Genomic DNA, 15,868 nt, shown 5'->3' on the forward strand with positions numbered 1-15,868 from the left:
CAATCGCCCGGATCGCGCGAAGAGCATGGTTCGCCGGCACCCGAGCCTCGCAACTCACGTACGAGAACAGCCCCTCGCTCCGTTCATCACCGCCGCGCATCCCGATCCCTTCAACATCCCTCTACGGGATCCTGGAATCAGCAATGCCACATCAAGGCAAGCGCCTTTTTCCGCAGCCTGTTAAGCTTGGCACCAATGACGTGCTGCGGATCAGCATTCGGGACTGCTCGGATCAGCGCCTCCTTCGCAAGCAGGAGCACACCCGCATAGAAATTACGGACCGCTGAAATATCGCGATCGTGATCCTGCTGGCGGAAATCCTCGACTCCCATCCGGATCGAAGCAGTCGCGTTCTCTAACAATGAAGGCATAGTCTCTCAGGAGATTGCAATGAATGCCTGCCAATTAGATGATTGGCGATGATTCTTCTATCGGCCAAGCGAAGTTCGGGGCGAGGAAACTGACTCGCTCCGGCAGTGAGGCATAACTCAGCGTGTAGACAAAGTGTTGAGTGGAGGAAATGGACGTGATGATATGTCGCGTAGGAACGACCCGCATCAGCGAACTTCCGCCCCGCCCAATAGAGATTTCCGTCAGTGCTCAAACTGAAAGTGCAAGAGCTATGCCTGTCTACTTCATCTACCAATTGAGCGCTGGCGAGCCGTTGCTGAAAATTGGACGCGCCAAGGACATTTAACAGCGCCGCGACGCGCTACAGACCGGAAATCCGCATACGCTGGTGCTGGTTGGGTGGATTGAGTCCAATACGGAAAGCCTCCTTGAGGCAGAGTTGCACCGCAAGTACCATGCCCACCGCGTCGCAGGCGAGTGGTTCCATCTCGAGCCCGGCAAAATTCTGGAGGATCTGGTGCACGCCGGCAGCGATGGCTTCGTCGCTCGGCATGCCGACGCATTCGAAATCATCGGCCATGATCGTGACGCCGTCCCAGAATATCTCGGTGTCTGGGAATGGGCGGACCTCGAATTCGAAGAATGCTGTCCATTCTGTGGTGCCATGTGCGGGATGCACTTCCAGGAGGCATCCCAAGCCTATCATTGCATCAGCTGCGGACGTCTGAGCGACTTCTCCCATCAGACGCCAGACTTCGACACTGAAGAGGCATATCGCGCCTGGCTGGCGGACAATCCTCCGGCTCCCCCCACAGGAATGGACCGGCTCGCGATTTTGGGCGGCGCACCGGATTATCCCGAGCATCTTCGCCGCAATGGACGTCTGCGTTAGTCCGTCAGCGCCAAGCTGAGATCCGTGATCGCATCTACATCTCGATCCAGAGATGATTGATCTGGATTGGTTCGAGGCCGACGCACCGGTGATGGCGCGATCGCAACGCTGCCGTGCGCCGCAGAAGACCACCTAACTTCGCCAGCGTCGCCGCCCGGTCGAATTTGTCCAACCGCGCGGCGAGCCTCGGCAGGCGCTGCTCGACCGCGCCCACCGTCATTGCGCCGCCCGCCGACATCATCGCGTCAAACATCATTTCCATGCCAGCCATCGACCTCTCCTCGCCCGGCGAAGCTGACGCGTTATAGCGAAGGGCCGACGAAACACCCTGGAGATGGTGGCGACAACAGCGCCGCGAAAGAGCGGTTGTGAAATTGGGAAAATCCACAACGGTCTCACGGCTTGGCTTTGGCTTCCCAACTCAGATGCGGCAGCAGGTCAGGCGCCAATAGTGTTGCGTCTCAAGAATTTGGCGTCACATTATATAGCCCAAAAGCCGGGAGGGTCCGCGTGCACATCGAGTTTGTCGAGATTGCCAATTTTAGGAAGCTGCTGTCCGCGCGTGTCGATCTTTCTACCACAACAACGCTGTTTGTCGGGGCAAACAATAGCGGCAAGACCTCGGCGATGCTTGCAATGCGGCGGTTCCTCTCGCCGCGACGCTGCCCGTTTGAGATTCACGACCTGACTCTATGCCACTGGCCGAACCTTATTACGCTCGGTGAAAGCTGGATTGCAGCACGCGATGCGGATGAAGTCGTCGATCTGACGATCGCACCGTGGGTGAGTTCGTTGCCGACGCTCGATCTCTGGCTTCATGTCGAGACGGGCGAGATGCACCATGTGCGCGATCTCATACCGACGCTAGACTGGGAGGGCGGCCGTCTCGGGGTCCGGCTACGGTACGAGCCCAAAGATCTCGGGCTGCTCTACAAGGATTTCATGGGCGCCGTGACCGATGCCGAGGCCATGAAGGCCGCTGCCATCGCCGCGGTCGCGGTCGAGCACCCGGACGTCGATCCGCAGCCCGACCCGCCCAAGCTAACGGTATGGCCGACCAACCTGATCGACTTTCTCAGCAAGCGGCTCTCTGCGCATTTCACGATCCGCGCCTATACGCTCGATCCGGCGCTGCTTGTCGACCCGGTCAAATCACAGGCCCAACCGCAAGCACTGCCTCTCGCCTCGTTGCCGATCGAGGGCGATCCGCTGAAGGGTCTTATCCGGGTCCATGATATCCCCGCCCAGCGCGGCTTCGGCGAAGAGCAGTCGGGGGACGATGATGACGATACGCCGGTGTCCGCATCGAGCAACCGGCTCTCGGACCAGCTGCGCAGCTATTATGCGAAGCATCTCGACCCGACCAAGGGCCCCGACCCTAAGGATCTCGGTGCTCTGCAGGCAATTGAAGCTGCGCAGGACGCCTTCGATAAGCGGCTGACCGAAAGCTTCACGGCGGCGTTCAGCGAGGTCGAGGGCATGGGCTATCCCGGCGTCACCGATCCCCGGCCTCGAGTCTCGACGCGGCTCAAGGCAATTGACGGGCTCAACCACTCAGCCGCGGTCAGCTTTGAAGTCGATGTCATCGCAGAGGATGGTGTGACCATGCCGCTTCTACGGCTACCCGAGGCTAACAACGGCTTAGGCTATCAGAACCTCATCTCGATGATCTTTCGGCTTATGAGCTTCCGCGACGCCTGGATGCGGGTGGGCAAGGCCTCAAAGGGCGGTGTCATTAATAGCACCGAACCATTGCACCTCGTGCTCGTCGAAGAACCCGAGGCGCATCTGCACGCCCAGGTGCAACAGGTCTTCATCAAAAAGGCCTATGCGGTGTTGCGCGCGCATGACGACCTGATCGGCAATGACAAGCTGCGCACCCAGCTCGTCGTCAGCACCCATTCGAGCCACGTCGCACACGAGACGTCGTTCGCCTGCCTGCGTTACTTCCGCAGGCTGCCGGCCGGCATGGTGGCAAAAGTGCCGGTCTCGACGGTCATCAACCTCTCCGAGGTATTCGGGACCAGCAACGATACCGAGCGGTTCGTGACGCGCTACCTGCGTGCTCAGCATGCCGATCTGTTCTTCGCCGACGCGGCCATCTTGGTCGAGGGTCCGGCCGAGCGCATGCTGCTGCCGAACTTCATCCGCGCGCATTACGACGAGCTCAACCAATGCTACATCACGCTGCTCGAGATTGGCGGCAGTCACGCGCATCGCTTGAAATCGCTGATCGATCATCTTGGCCTACTTACCCTTATCGTTACCGACCTCGACACGCTCGACAAAACGGGCGGCGCATCGGTGCAGCCGGCAATGGGTGTTGATCAGAAAACCAACAATGCGACCCTCAAGACCTGGGTGCCGGGCACCGATGACGTCGACACGCTGCTCGATGCACCAGTCGCGTATAAGATCCAGTCGCAGCCTGAAGATCAGCTCTTTGCGGTGCGTGTCGCTTATCAGACCCCGCTTACCGTGACGCTGCCGGGAACCGATGCCCCGGAGATCGCTCTGCCCTACACGTTCGAGGACGCGCTGGTGTTCGAGAATTTGGCGTTCTTTGCTGCGTTGAAGGGCACCGGTCTCGTACGCAAGTTCAGCGACGCAATCGAGGCAGGCGGCGGGGCCGCCGCAATCGGCGAGCAGATGTACCTTGCCCTCAAGAATGGCAAGAAGGCTGAATTCGCCCTTGACGTGATTGAGACCGAAGGATTCAAAGATCTTGTCGTTCCGCGATACATCGCTGAAGGGCTCGAGTGGCTGCTACTGCAGCTCAAGAAGAAGCGCGTCGAGATCCTGCCCAAGGTGGAGGTAGCCGTGTGAGCACCGTGCCTGACGATGATGTCTTTGACGCTAAGGCCGACGAGACCATCCTTGCCTGCCTTGATCTCGACAAGCCTAAAAGCTTCTTCCTCTATGCCGGTGCGGGGTCCGGCAAGACGCGATCGCTGGTCGAAGCGATCCGTATCGTGTGCCGTGAACAGGGGCGGCGTCTCTCGCTCGCCGGACAGAAGATTGGTGTCATCACCTATACCAATGCCGCCTGCGACGAGATTAAGCAGCGTCTTGAGTTCGATCCCCGCGTAGAGGTCTCGACCATCCACGCCTTCGCCTGGTCGCTGATCGGCGGCTACGACGGTGACATCCGCAAATGGGTCGCTGCCCGAATGCTGCAGGACATCGCGGAACTGGAAAAAGCGCAGGCCAAGGGCCGCGCGACGAGCAAGGCCGCGATCGATCGTGCCCGTTCGATCGAGAGTAAGCGCCGACGCCATGCCGGGCTCGATGCTATTCAGCGGTTCATCTACAGCCCAACCGGAGACAACCGCACACGCGATGCCCTCAATCATGCCGAGGTGATCGCGATGACAGCGGAGTTCTTGACGGCCAAGCCTGGTCTACGTCGGCTGTTAGTTACGCGATTTCCAATCCTGCTGATTGACGAGAGCCAGGACACAAGCCGACGGCTGATGGATGCGCTGCTCGACGTTCAAGCGGCGCATCGCGAAAGCTTCATCCTGGGCCTGTTCGGTGACACGATGCAGCGCATCTATGCCGATGGAAAGACCGGCCTTGCCGAAGCCATTCCAGAAGACTGGGCAAAGCCGCGTAAAGAGATGAATCACCGCTGTCCGACGCGGGTCATTGAGCTTATCAACAAGGTTCGGCGTGACGATGACGGCCAAGAACAGCGGCCGCGCGCCGATGCGCAACCGGGGGTAGCCCGGCTCTTCCTGCTTCCCCATACGACCGCAAACAAGTCAGCGGCGGAAGCAGCGATCGCGCAACGAATGGCTGATATTGCTGGAGATCCAGCCTGGGCAGACGGTTCGGAAGCGATAAAGACGCTGGCGCTTGAGCATATGATGTCGGCGCGCCGGTTCGGGTTCGAGCAGTTCTTCGAACCGCTCTATGCCGTCCAGCGTATCAACACCGGGCTGCTCGACGGGACTGGTGCTGGCCTGGGCATCTTTACGCGTGAGATCCTGCCGTTGGTCAAGGCCCTACGAGTTGGCGATCGGTTCGCGACGGCGGCAATAATCCGCAAGACCTCGCCGCTGCTTGACCGTGACGCGCTGAGGGATGCCGGCGAGGCGCAGCAGGACCTGCTCGATCGAGCGAAAGGGGCCTGTTCGGGGCTGCTGGCGCTGGTCGACGGGCAACCCTCGGCGAGCCTGCGTGACGTGTTGCGCTATGTCGCCGAGCACCGATTGTTCACTGTGCCGGACGTGCTGTTGCCCTTTGCCGCCGCCGACCCCGACCCCGACCCGGTAGACGGGAACGACGCGGACGAGGACGAGGAAGAAATCGACATTAAGAGTGAGATCGCCGCCTGGCGGCAAGCGCTTGAGGCGCCGTTCGGTCAGATCGACAAATATGACCGCTATGTCTGCGGCTTTTCGCAGTTCGACACCCATCAGGGCGTGAAGGGCTTGGAGTTTCCAAGGGTGATGGTCGTCATCAGCGACGAGGAGGCTCGCGGCTTCTTATTCAACTATGACAAGTTGTTCGGCGCAAAGGGGAAGAGCAAGACCGATCTCGACAATGAGGCGGCAGGCGAAGAGACGACAATCGATCGTACACGGCGCCTTTTCTATGTGACGTGCAGCCGCGCCGAGCGGAGTTTGGCAGTCGTCTATTACGCTGAGAATCCCACAGCATCGCGCGACGCGCTGCTGCAGCAGGGTTGGTTCGTAGAAGATGAAATCGAGATTGTGAACTGAGGCCGAGTGTCACAACCGAGTGGTTGCGAAACCTGTCAAATAGCCGCATTTTGCCTCCCGCAGCTGAAAGCAATATGTCAGCAGGCGGTCCAATCTCAGTCGGCCAAAAAGATTAGCGGTGCGATCGCAGAACGTCGGTATTTGACAATGCCCGCCGTTCGTCGCTTCGTCGGTGAATGGCGGTTTTGTTCCACGATGCGGAGTTTCGCTTTCAGCAGCAGCCGACGAGTCGCCGTCAAATGAGGCGAATGCTTGGTTCTCGCAAACCGCAAACGCCACTATTTCGCTGGACAGAAATGGACACAACGATATAGTTGTGTTCATGATACCAGACTTGATCGAGCTGGGCTCACCTTGCCCTTGGGCCGTGCTGCCGCCCGGCATTCACGACACGACCCTCGCTGAGGTAGAGGCTCGCTTCGCGACCACACCTCATCGCAAGTGGCTGTTCGATGGCTTCGTCCGCATGGTTCAGGTTCTGGCCGCCGCCGGCTGCCGTTATGTTTATCTGGATGGAAGCTTCGTGACCGCGAAACCGCACCCCGGTGACTACGACGGCTGCTGGGAGCATGTCGGGGTCGACCCGGCCAAGCTCGATCCGGTTCTTCTCGATTTCGACAACAAGCGAGCAGCGCAAAAAGCAAAATACCTCGGTGAGATGTTCATTGCCGGAATGCCCAACGGGCCGGGCGCACCCTTTCTCGACTTCTTCCAAGTCGAGAAGTCATCCGGCCAAGCCAAGGGCATTCTCCGCATTCCGCTCGCGCCGCTGAAAGGAGCGACGCCATGATCACCAACGAAAAGCAGTACAGGTCGTCGAAGGCTTCGATCGAAAAGCTCGCGGAAGCCTTTGCCGCACTCGAGACGCCGACCAGCGACTTCCCTGAAGTGTTCGCGAAGGCGCAGCGCTCGGCACTGCGCAGCCAAATCGACGAACTCGAGGAGGACGTGCGCTTCTACGAAGACCTCCGCGCGGGCAAAATTTCGGAATTCTCGGCGGATAGCCTTCACGATCTTCCTGATATCCTCATTCAGGCCCGCATCGCGCGCGGCATGAGCCAGAAGGATCTCGGGGATTTCCTCGGCGTCGCCGAACAGCAAATCCAGCGCTACGAATCCGACCGCTATCGCATGGCAAGCCTCGACCGACTCACGGAGGTGGCCGACGCCCTGAACGTGCGCATCGTCGAGCGCGCCCAACTGGTCGGAGGCCCGAGACTCGATAGCGTCGATCCGACGGTTTGGCAGGCATTCCCGGTCGCCGAAATGTATAAACGCGGCTGGTTCGAGGACTTCTCGGGCACGCTCTCACAGGCAAAGAAGACTGCCAGCGATCTAATCCCGTCATTCCTGCGGGGTACTCACTCGCAGTTTGCGCCGATGGCCCTTCACCGCAAGTCGGTACGATCGAGCGGACAAGTCCATGAAGCCTCCATTGCCGCTTGGGAAGCGCGAGTTCGGGCACTGGCCGATCGAAATCCGCCCGACTGCGCGTTCGACCGAGACCGTCTCACTGCGGAATGGGTGCGCGGCCTGGTCGGGCTCAGTCTGGAACACAATGGACCACGCCTTGCAGCCGACTATCTGCGCGATGTAGGCATATCGCTGGTGATCGAACGCCACCTGCCAGGCACGTTGCTTGACGGTGCCGCGCTGGCGTCAGCCGATCATCATGCCATTGTCGCGATGACCCTGCGTCACGACCGGCTCGACAACTTCTGGTTCACGTTGCTCCACGAGATCGGCCATCTGAAGCTGCACATCCGGTTGGGAGAATACGCGGCGATCTTTGACGACAACGACTCGCCGGCAGCCGACAAGGTTGAGCAGGATGCCGACTATTTTGCGCAGGAAGCCCTGATCCCAGAGGCAAACTGGAACCTTGCTGTGTCGCGCTTCACCCGCAACGACAAGGCGGTCGTGGCCGATGCCAAACGCTTTGGCGTGGCACCTGCGGTGATCGCTGGCCGGATCCGGCGGGACGCGAATGACTACACGCTGTTCCGGACGCTCGTCGGCAATGGCGAAGTTCGCCGCCAGTTCGATATTTGAGGGACGACGACATGCCAATTACGCACACCGACTACGTGCCGATCCTCAAATGGCGGCAGGGCGAGTACCAAGCGCTCTTTCGCCTGCCGGACGCCGTTAAGGACAGGACCGTTCCTCTTATCGAGATCACACCCCCGGATTTCGATTTCGAGGCGTGGACACCTTCGAAGTCGATCGACGATCACGTTGCAAAGTTTGCCGCTCGCTTTCGAGCCAAATGGGGAACGCGCCTCGCGCTGCTCGACTGCGGCCTGCTGGATCCGGCTGAGGTGATGCAGGGCGGAAAGCATCCAATGCTATACCTGTGCGAGGAGGCTTTCGCACAGGGAGCCACGCTTGTCCCGGTCATTAGACTGAACAGCAACGCAGGCTATCGCACGGCCGTGAGAGCCGCGAACGCATTGATGCAGACCGGAGTGATATTGCGCTGTTCTCTGGACGAAGCTCTGGATCCCGATTTCGACCGCAATGTTGGTGTAGCACTTCAGCAACTCGGTGTGACCATCGCCGAATGCGATGTGGTTCTCGACCTCGAAGCCCCTGCCTGGGATCCTCAGGACGTGCTGATCAACATAGTCACCGCTGCGATCCAAGCATCGAATGCCATGGCGACTGCGCGCAGCCTCATCCTCGCGGGTACATCATTTCCCGCTTCTATGGGCGAGGTGACCGGACCCATTCAGTTCTGGCCTCGGCGGGAATGGACGTTTTTCCGGGCGCTACTGGCTAATCTGGGCGAGACCCTCCGCAAACCGACATTTGCTGACTATGCCATTGCCGCCAATGGGTACTCACAAATGGACATGAGGAAAGTGAAGCCTTCGGCAACGATCCGCTACGCCTGTGACGATGGCTGGATTATTGCCAAGGGTGTCAACGTGCGTGACAACGGGTTCGGGCAGTATCGGGGATGCAGCGGCACCGTTACAGGATCAGCCCACTTTCTGGGTTCGGGTTTCTCGCCCGGCAGTGACTATATCGAGCAGTGCCGAGACGGGATTGCCGGCACCGGGAGCCTGTCCACATGGCGGTGGGTAGGCTCGAACCATCACATCACAAAAGTGGTGGCCGATCTCGCCACGATGTTCGGGCCTTGAGAGTCTCGCGGACAGTCTGCGATAGACGGCGCAGCGGCAGCCTATCCACCAACATCTTGTAGAGCGTCGCGCGTGGAGCGCGGAGTTCTCGCTCCGAGACGCCAAGACTTCTCAGGATCGCTTGCGCTTCAGGTCGCCACAGCAGACGAGCCAGAATAAGTGGATCGATACCCTTGTTTGCTCGTTCCGGTCTGACACGACGGAACCGCACGCCCTGGGTCGCGCCGCGCTCGGCGACCATGATGCCCCACCAATCAGGCACCATCGTCATGGCCGATGCGAGATGTTTGGGATCGACGATCAACAAGGCCTTATCGACGACCTCGCCATAGGCGGCCACCTGCCTGGGCAGGCGCTCGAGAGTGTCAGCCTCTGCCTTGATTTCGACGCCACGGATGTGCCCGTTGATCACAGCAATGTCGATCCGGCAGTTGCCGTGATCGAGGCCGAGTTCGTCGATGACCAGAGTATCGGGACAGGCTCGGGCGTGCGTCAGCAACCGCCGATAGGCGGCCTGCCTGATATCACTGTCTCGAAGCCGTCTCAAAGCCATCCCGAATCGATAGCCGTGGTTATAGCTGAGTGGCAACGGTCAATGTTACGCCGGGCCTGCCATGACTTATCGGATTGGGAATGTACGGTGTGTTGGTGCCCCCCTTTATAGCTCTGCGAGGTTAGGCTAACCTAGGTGCCTAGCCAGATTTAGAAAACAAATTTTCGAAGGAAATGAGTTGAACACCCCTGAATTTGAACTGCGCGTGCTTGATGAACGAGTCAGAGAATGGGGCCTTCCCTCGTTTCAGACGGATATGTCGGCAGGTATCGACATGTATGCATGCCTTGATGAGCCACTCGAACTTCAGCCTCAAGCTGATGCGGTGCTTATCCCAACCGGCGTGGCGATACTTATGAACGACCCTAACATTGTCGCTTTTCTTCTCGCTAGGTCGGGGCTGGGTCACAAAAAGGGTGTCATACTCGGCCAGTCCGTAGGCACCATCGATGCTGATTATGCCAATCAGATCTTTATTAGCACGTGGCTGCGTACCCCGCCGGGGAGCGATCCGGTCATGATCAATCCGGGCGATCGCATCGCACAACTCGTCTTCTTGCCTATCCTGCGACCTTCGTTCCGCGTTGTAGAGGAATTTTCAGCCACCACCTCTCGTGGGATGGGTGGGTTTGGCTCAACCGGTGTTTGAGATCGAAAGGTTTCAGTAGATCACTCCCAGACATTTGGGCGCTCGCCGGCGTTCAAGGATGGGGGCGAATCTGACGGAACTGAAAGAGGACATTAAAGTGACCAGTGCGGCTCTTAGGCGACAACCCTTCAAGTGGCATCCAAGCGGTGAAGTACCTGGCTTTAGCCCGGTCACCCGCGCTCCTTGGCTTGCCCGCAGGCGCTTCCTCAGCGACACCAGTGCACTTGGCGAGCGAGTTGCCGCCTTCGGCGGTTACGATCGGTTGACTTCGAAAATAAATTTCGAAGTCAACCGATCGTCCAGAATGGGCGTCGGTCTTACCAACAACCGTCGCGAATCAGGGGTCAGGTTCACCCAAAGAAAATGGGTGAACCTACAAACACCCCTATTCCATATAGGGTTCACCCAAACTGGTGACCTGAAGCCTGACTATCGGGGTGAGGTCAAGATCATCCTGATCAACCACGGGGCTGAAGGCTTCGACATCCGCCGTGGCGACCGGGTTGCGCAGCTGGTGCTGGCGCCTGTGACCCGCGCTTCGTGGGTGGCAGTCGATGAACTCGACGAGACCGCGCGCGGCGAGGGCGGGTTCGGTTCCACCGGCGGGGTGGTTGCGCTGGGAAGCTGATTATTTGCGTTGCCCCGGATCACCGCCGGGGCGACGATCACCTGCTTTACCATCCCGCTCGCGCCAGGCGCTTGCGCGCTATCGTGAGAACACGCCCAGCGACCAGAGCAACAGCACGATCGCTCCGCCCAGGACGATCACCACCGACAGGCATCCCTGCCAGCCCCAGCGCTTATGAATGCTGTCGCTGGCAATGTCCCCGGCCGCCTGAACGGATTCGTTGACGATGGCACTTGCGACGTCGTCCAGCATCAGTCCTTGCGGTCCTTGCGGTGATCATCGCGCATCCGCCGGGCCTTGCGCCATTTCAGGCCGTACCAGCCCGCGCCGCCAAGGCCGCCCAGCATCATCACGCCTTTTGCCAGCGTTTCGAACGCAGCGCTCAGCGCTCCGATCGTGACGCCCCAGAAGAGCTGCGAGAGGATGGCCATGAAATTATGCATCGTGAATCCTGTGGGGCGCCCGATAGCGCGTGATGCCCCATAGCAAAAGGACGGGCCCGCAATATTTCAGCGGACCCGCCCCTCGGTGTCTCCCACTCTTCGCAGGGGGGAGCCTGTCAGATTTCGTGCTTATTTCTTCTCGGGCGCGACTGTAATGCGCACGGTCTCACCGGAGTTCCCGGGGAAATTCGTGAACATCGCTTCCACAAGATTGGGCACGACGTACTGCAGGCGATTGGAGGTCGAGACGGCTTCCGCCTTGCCTTCGAACAGGCGCTGGCCGTCCACGGCGCGATCGATCTTCAGGTCGATGCCGCTGGTGTAGATGGTGTAGGACTGGATGGAATTGTCGAAGAACGGATCATACCAGCCATAGCGCCACGGGCCGCCCCAGCCGAAGCCGCGGCCATAGAACCCACGGCCGTAGAAGCCGCCGCCGTAAGGGCCCCATGCGCCCCACGGACCATAGCCGCCCATGCCCATGCCGGTGCTGCGCACGCGTTCACGGCCATTGTCGACGCCATAGTTGAAGCGCACGATCAGCGTGGCCTTGGCCGGGTCTTCCACGGGGGTGTAGCCCAGCTTGGCCATGCGTTCGCCGACAAGCGAGGCATACTGGCTGAATTCAAGGCCGCCCGAAAGCTTGGGATCATCGGCGACGATCGCAAAGCTCTGGCCCTGCGGGGCGGGAAGCTGGGTGGCGAAACGCGATACGTCCGCCTTGAACGGGGTTGCGCAGGCGGCCAGCGCCATGAGCAGCACTGCGGCAGCGGCCATCCTAAGCCTGCCGAGCTGCGATCCGGAATGGTGTGTCATCATCTTTGCTCCACGAACCCGAAGAGATCCAGACGCCCCACTCCGGCGCGGCCTTCGATTCTTTTAACGATACTGTCGTGAAATCAACGCCCTGAATAGGGGTTGAATGGACTTGGGTGAGCGACGGACCGTTCCGTCGGTTCATCCGGTGTCCAGCCCTCGGGCGTTGGCATCACGGCTTGATCGACATGCGTTCATGTAGGAATAAAGCGGCGTCATGACGAGTCCGTTCCCCATTCTTTCCATACTTTGCGGCAAGGTCGCCCCGTTTCGCGGCGCCGATGAGCCGAGCGCCATCGCCAAGGCCCCCGTCGAAGGGCGCGTTCGTGTCCACCGGCTGGGTCTGGAGGGCGACAGCCAGGCCGACCTTTCGGTCCATGGCGGCCCCGACAAGGCGATCCACCATTATCCACATGACCACTACGACTGGTGGCGCGAGGCGATCGGCGATCATCCGCTGCTGGATGATTACGGCGCGTTCGGGGAAAACCTCTCGACTGCGGGGCTGACCGAGGATGCGATCTGCATCGGCGATCGCTGGCGCATGGGCAGCGCGCTGGTGGAGGTCAGCCAGGGGCGGCAGCCCTGCTGGAAGCTCGACCACCGTTTCGACGGGGCCAGGGTCAATGGGGCTTGCGTGAAATCCCGCCGCGCGGGCTGGTACTATCGCGTGATCGAGGATGGCGAAGTCGGCGCAGGTGATGCGTTGGAACTGCTCGACCGGCCTTTTCCGGAGTGGAGCGTGCGCCGGGTCTTCGGCCTGTTGATCGCCGGAGAGCACAAGGGTGACCCGGAAGGGCTGGAAGCACTGGGTGCAGTCTCCGCGCTCGCCGAACCGTGGGTCCGGCGACGCGCGAAGCTGCTGGGGCTTTAACCCCGCACGAGGCCAAGCGCCTCGTAAGTCTTTTCCAGCGTCGGGATCGCCAGTTCGCGGGCCTTGGACGCGCCCTTGCACAGGATCGCGTCAAGGCGTTCGCGGTCTTCGCGCAGTTCAAGGAAGCGCGCGTTGATCGGGGCCAGCTTTTCGACCAGCAGTTCGCCCAGCGCGGGCTTGAACTTGCCGAAGCCTTCGCCGCCGAAGTCGGCCAGCACCGTTTCTACGGTCGTGCCCGCCATGACGGCGTAGATCGAGACGAGGTTCTTCGCCTCTGCACGGCCTTCGAGCCCTTCCTTCTCCGAGGGCAGCGGTTCGGGGTCGGTCTTGGCCTTCTTCACCTTCTGCATGATGGCATCGGCGGTGTCGGTCATGTTGATGCGGCTCATGTCCGAAGGATCGGACTTGCTCATCTTGGCGGTGCCGTCACGCAGGGACATGATGCGCGCGGCCTCGGGCGGGATGAACGGCGCGGGCAGGGTGAATAGCGGTGCGTCCTCTGCACAGAAGTCGTTGTTGAACTTCTGGGCGATGTCGCGGGCGAGTTCGAGGTGCTGCTTCTGGTCTTCGCCCACCGGCACGTGAGTGGCCTGATAGAGCAGCACGTCGGCGGCCTGCAGCACCGGATAGGTGAACAGCGCGACGCTGGCGCCTTCGCGGTTCTTGCCCGCCTTGTCCTTCCACTGCGTCATGCGGTTAAGCCAGCCCATGCGCGCGGTGCCATTCAGCAGCCATTGCAGTTCGGCGTGCTGGGGCACCTGGGCCTGGTTGAACAGGATCGAACGATCGGGATCGAGCCCGCAGGCGACCAGCGCTGCCACCATTTCACGCGTGTTGGCCGCAAGGTCGGCGGGGGTGTGCGGCATCGAGATGGCGTGGAGGTCGGCCAGGAAGTAGAGGCACTGGCCGCCGCTTGCGGTCACCTCGTCCTGCATCTTCACCCAGTTACGGATCGCGCCCAGGTAGTTGCCGAGGTGCAGGTTACCGGTAGGCTGGATGCCCGAAACGATACGCATGGTCGCGTCCTTAAGTCAGTTGTCGATGGATGTGAGGGGTGCGCCCGCGAAAGGCGCGAATGCAGGTGCGTTCAGCGCGCGGCCGAACGCCATCGCCAGCAAAGCGGCGCAAGCGTGAAAAAGATCGAACGATCCTGCATGGGGGTGGCTCATAGCACGTTCGCACATGGATGCCAGTCCCCGCTGCCGCCTCAGGCTGCGCGCTTGCGGCGGCGCAGCAGGGCGAGGTCGGCGCGGCTGAAGGCGCCGGTGGCAACGGCGGCAACGGCGTAGACCGCGCATCCCGCCGAAACCAGCACTGCCAGCGCGATCCCGCGCACCAGCCATGAGCCGTGGACGTAGGGCAGCATCAGATCCTGCCCGAACCACAGCGCACCACCCATCGCCACAGCGGCGAGAGCAAGGCGCGGGCCCCGGCGCCTGAGGCGTGCATCGACGGTGAAGTGCCCCCGCTTCACCAGCGTACGATACAGCATCGCCACGTTGAGGGTGGAGGCCAGCGCGGTCGCCAGCGGCGGCCCCATGTGCTGCAGCGGCACGATCAGGATCAGGTTGCCGACAAGGTTGGCCACCATCGAGATCGTCGCGTAGCGCACCGGGGTTCGGGTATCCTGCCGCGCATAATAGCCGGGCGTCAGCACTTTCACGAGGATATAGCTGGGCAGGCCGATCGAGAACGCGGCCAGCGCCTCTGCCGTGCGGGCGACGTCGTTGGCGTCGAACTTGCCGTAGCCGAACAGGGCGGCGGCGATCGGTTCGCCGCAGACGATCAGCGCGACGGCGGCTGGCAGGGTCAGCAGCAGCGCGAGTTCGAGGCCGCGGTTCTGCGTTTCCATCGCCTCGGCCTCCTGTCCCCCGCCAAGCTGGCGAGAGATCGTCGGCAGCAGCACGGTGCCAAGGCCGATGCCGATAAGGCCAAGCGGCAACTGGTTCAGCCGGTCCGCCATATAGATGTACGTCACCGAACCGTGGGCCAGCAGGCGCGCGGCGATGGCGGTGGAGATCAGCAGGTTGATCTGAACCGCGCCCGCTCCGGCGGCGGCGGGCAGGATCAGCGCGAGCAGCTGTTTCACGTCGGCGTTCCACACCGGCATGCGCAGCCGCATCGACACCCCGTTGGCGCGGCAGGCCAGCACCAGCCAGAGCAACTGCAGCGCGCCGGAAACGGACACGCCGATCGCCTGATTGCGCGCGGTGATCAGCGGGTCATCCGAATGGAAGCCCAGCAGCGCGACGATCAGCGTCAGGTTCAGCAGGATCGGCGCGGCGGCGTTGACCCAGAACTTGTTGAGCGAATTGAGGATGCCGCCCAGCAGCGAGACGAGGCTGATCAGCGCAAGGTAGGGGATCGTCAGGCGGCTGAGCAGGACCGCGAAGGCGAACTGATCGTGCGTGACGTCGTTGAACCCGCCCGAAAGTAGCAGCGTGACCGGCCATGCCAGCACTTCGAGCAGCACCGTCATGACGATCAGGACCGGCAGCAGCACCGACAGCGCTTCTTCGGCGAAGTTGATGCCGGCGGGCAGGCCGGAACCGTTCTTGTCCGCCACCTTCTTGTTGAACATCGGGATGAAGGCCGATGCGAAGGCCCCTTCCGCGAATAGCGCGCGGAACATGTTGGGCAGGCGAAAGGCGATCAGGAAGGCATCGGAGGCGAACCCGGCACCCACGAAGCGGGCGAACAGGCTGTCGCGCGCAAGTCCCAGTATGCGACTGGCGAGGGTCAGTCCGCCGACGCTGGCGAGGGCCTTTGCAAGGTTCATGCGCGTC

16 protein-coding genes and 1 pseudogene are annotated in these 15,868 nt (G+C 61.0%); 10 read left to right on the forward strand and 7 right to left on the reverse strand.

Annotated features, from left to right (window positions below):
- Positions 1 to 287: hypothetical protein (locus A8V01_RS29020; RefSeq protein WP_211295085.1), on the forward strand; the 287-nt coding region annotated here is incomplete at its 5' end.
- A gap of 428 nt (positions 288 to 715) precedes the next feature.
- Positions 716 to 1,243 (forward strand): annotated as a pseudogene (locus A8V01_RS29025) (GIY-YIG nuclease family protein); the annotation flags it as partial.
- Between the two features lie 34 nt (positions 1,244 to 1,277).
- On the opposite strand, the gene A8V01_RS19510 reads toward A8V01_RS29025, so the two are convergent.
- Positions 1,278 to 1,514, reverse strand: a complete 237-nt coding sequence (locus A8V01_RS19510) for a hypothetical protein (RefSeq protein ID WP_037516025.1) — start codon at positions 1,512 to 1,514, stop codon at positions 1,278 to 1,280.
- Between the two features lie 239 nt (positions 1,515 to 1,753).
- Between A8V01_RS19510 and A8V01_RS19515 the strand changes: the two genes are divergently transcribed.
- The 5 genes from A8V01_RS19515 to A8V01_RS19535 all read left to right on the forward strand — a co-directional run bounded on the left by A8V01_RS19515 (position 1,754) and on the right by A8V01_RS19535 (position 9,119).
- Positions 1,754 to 4,069, forward strand: a complete 2,316-nt coding sequence (locus tag A8V01_RS19515) for an AAA family ATPase (RefSeq protein WP_037516022.1) — start codon at positions 1,754 to 1,756, stop codon at positions 4,067 to 4,069.
- Positions 4,066 to 5,970 (forward strand): UvrD-helicase domain-containing protein, encoded by a 1,905-nt coding sequence (locus tag A8V01_RS19520; RefSeq protein ID WP_103097995.1) that lies wholly within the window; start codon positions 4,066 to 4,068, stop codon positions 5,968 to 5,970. Before A8V01_RS19515 ends, A8V01_RS19520 begins: the two co-directional genes overlap by 4 nt.
- 334 nt (positions 5,971 to 6,304) lie before the next feature.
- Positions 6,305 to 6,760 carry a DUF6932 family protein gene (locus tag A8V01_RS19525; RefSeq protein WP_201282443.1) on the forward strand — a complete coding sequence of 152 codons (456 nt, stop codon included), beginning with the start codon at positions 6,305 to 6,307 and terminating at the stop codon, positions 6,758 to 6,760.
- On the forward strand, positions 6,757 to 8,022 hold the full coding sequence (locus A8V01_RS19530; RefSeq protein ID WP_037516014.1) for an XRE family transcriptional regulator: 1,266 nt from the start codon (positions 6,757 to 6,759) through the stop codon (positions 8,020 to 8,022). The genes A8V01_RS19525 and A8V01_RS19530 overlap by 4 nt, the downstream gene beginning before the upstream one ends.
- An 11-nt stretch (positions 8,023 to 8,033) precedes the next feature.
- Entirely contained in the window at positions 8,034 to 9,119 is a 1,086-nt protein-coding gene (locus tag A8V01_RS19535) for a beta family protein (RefSeq protein ID WP_146037329.1), read from the forward strand.
- Here the strand turns inward: A8V01_RS19535 and A8V01_RS28310 are convergent.
- Positions 9,076 to 9,708, reverse strand: coding sequence for a sce7726 family protein (locus tag A8V01_RS28310; protein WP_146037330.1), 633 nt, complete (start codon positions 9,706 to 9,708; stop codon positions 9,076 to 9,078). The genes A8V01_RS19535 and A8V01_RS28310 overlap by 44 nt on opposite strands.
- 142 nt (positions 9,709 to 9,850) lie before the next feature.
- Here A8V01_RS28310 and dut point away from each other — a divergent pair, with 142 nt between their 5' ends.
- On the forward strand, positions 9,851 to 10,321 hold the full coding sequence (dut, locus tag A8V01_RS19545; RefSeq protein WP_037515999.1) for a dUTP diphosphatase: 471 nt from the start codon (positions 9,851 to 9,853) through the stop codon (positions 10,319 to 10,321).
- 58 nt (positions 10,322 to 10,379) lie between these two features.
- Positions 10,380 to 10,949: a dUTP diphosphatase gene (locus tag A8V01_RS29370; protein ID WP_245892732.1), complete on the forward strand. Its 570-nt coding sequence runs from the start codon at positions 10,380 to 10,382 to the stop codon at positions 10,947 to 10,949.
- Positions 10,950 to 11,027: 78 nt separating this feature from the next.
- On the opposite strand, the gene A8V01_RS28735 is transcribed toward A8V01_RS29370, so the two are convergent.
- The 3 genes from A8V01_RS28735 to A8V01_RS19560 all read right to left on the reverse strand — a co-directional run bounded on the left by A8V01_RS28735 (position 11,028) and on the right by A8V01_RS19560 (position 12,208).
- Positions 11,028 to 11,201 carry a hypothetical protein gene (locus A8V01_RS28735; protein WP_170066004.1) on the reverse strand — a complete coding sequence of 58 codons (174 nt, stop codon included), beginning with the start codon at positions 11,199 to 11,201 and terminating at the stop codon, positions 11,028 to 11,030.
- Entirely contained in the window at positions 11,201 to 11,392 is a 192-nt protein-coding gene (locus A8V01_RS19555) for a hypothetical protein (RefSeq protein WP_103097997.1), read from the reverse strand. Before A8V01_RS19555 ends, A8V01_RS28735 begins: the two co-directional genes overlap by 1 nt.
- Before the next feature lie 129 nt (positions 11,393 to 11,521).
- Positions 11,522 to 12,208 (reverse strand): DUF4136 domain-containing protein, encoded by a 687-nt coding sequence (locus A8V01_RS19560; RefSeq protein WP_103098022.1) that lies wholly within the window; start codon positions 12,206 to 12,208, stop codon positions 11,522 to 11,524.
- A gap of 217 nt (positions 12,209 to 12,425) precedes the next feature.
- Between A8V01_RS19560 and A8V01_RS19565 the strand changes: the two genes are divergently transcribed.
- Positions 12,426 to 13,082 carry an MOSC domain-containing protein gene (locus A8V01_RS19565; RefSeq protein WP_103097998.1) on the forward strand — a complete coding sequence of 219 codons (657 nt, stop codon included), beginning with the start codon at positions 12,426 to 12,428 and terminating at the stop codon, positions 13,080 to 13,082.
- Here A8V01_RS19565 and trpS read toward each other — a convergent pair.
- Together trpS and murJ are read right to left on the reverse strand one after the other, a co-directional pair.
- Positions 13,079 to 14,098 (reverse strand): tryptophan--tRNA ligase, encoded by a 1,020-nt coding sequence (gene trpS / locus A8V01_RS19570; protein WP_103097999.1) that lies wholly within the window; start codon positions 14,096 to 14,098, stop codon positions 13,079 to 13,081. The two genes, A8V01_RS19565 and trpS, sit on opposite strands and share 4 nt — an antisense overlap.
- Positions 14,099 to 14,289: 191 nt before the next feature.
- A complete protein-coding gene (gene murJ / locus A8V01_RS19575; protein ID WP_103098000.1) occupies positions 14,290 to 15,861 on the reverse strand; it encodes a murein biosynthesis integral membrane protein MurJ in 1,572 nt (523 codons plus the stop codon).
- Positions 15,862 to 15,868 lie beyond the last annotated feature (7 nt).

The sequence above is a fragment of the Novosphingobium guangzhouense genome (genome assembly GCF_002896965.1).
Classification (GTDB): Bacteria; Pseudomonadota; Alphaproteobacteria; order Sphingomonadales; family Sphingomonadaceae; genus Novosphingobium; species Novosphingobium guangzhouense.

What these genes read in the sequence shown, in the direction of transcription:
- A8V01_RS19510 (WP_037516025.1), bottom strand. Translation starts at nt 1,514, where the DNA reads ATGGCTGGCATGGAAATGATGTTTGACGCGATGATGTCGGCGGGCGGC.
- A8V01_RS19530 (WP_037516014.1), top strand. Translation starts at nt 6,757, where the DNA reads ATGATCACCAACGAAAAGCAGTACAGGTCGTCGAAGGCTTCGATCGAA.
- A8V01_RS19535 (WP_146037329.1), top strand. Translation starts at nt 8,034, where the DNA reads ATGCCAATTACGCACACCGACTACGTGCCGATCCTCAAATGGCGGCAG.
- A8V01_RS29370 (WP_245892732.1), top strand. Translation starts at nt 10,380, where the DNA reads ATGGGGGCGAATCTGACGGAACTGAAAGAGGACATTAAAGTGACCAGT.
- A8V01_RS28735 (WP_170066004.1), bottom strand. Translation starts at nt 11,201, where the DNA reads ATGCTGGACGACGTCGCAAGTGCCATCGTCAACGAATCCGTTCAGGCG.
- A8V01_RS19555 (WP_103097997.1), bottom strand. Translation starts at nt 11,392, where the DNA reads ATGCATAATTTCATGGCCATCCTCTCGCAGCTCTTCTGGGGCGTCACG.
- A8V01_RS19560 (WP_103098022.1), bottom strand. Translation starts at nt 12,208, where the DNA reads ATGACACACCATTCCGGATCGCAGCTCGGCAGGCTTAGGATGGCCGCT.
- A8V01_RS19565 (WP_103097998.1), top strand. Translation starts at nt 12,426, where the DNA reads ATGACGAGTCCGTTCCCCATTCTTTCCATACTTTGCGGCAAGGTCGCC.
- trpS (WP_103097999.1), bottom strand. Translation starts at nt 14,098, where the DNA reads ATGCGTATCGTTTCGGGCATCCAGCCTACCGGTAACCTGCACCTCGGC.
- murJ (WP_103098000.1), bottom strand. Translation starts at nt 15,861, where the DNA reads ATGAACCTTGCAAAGGCCCTCGCCAGCGTCGGCGGACTGACCCTCGCC.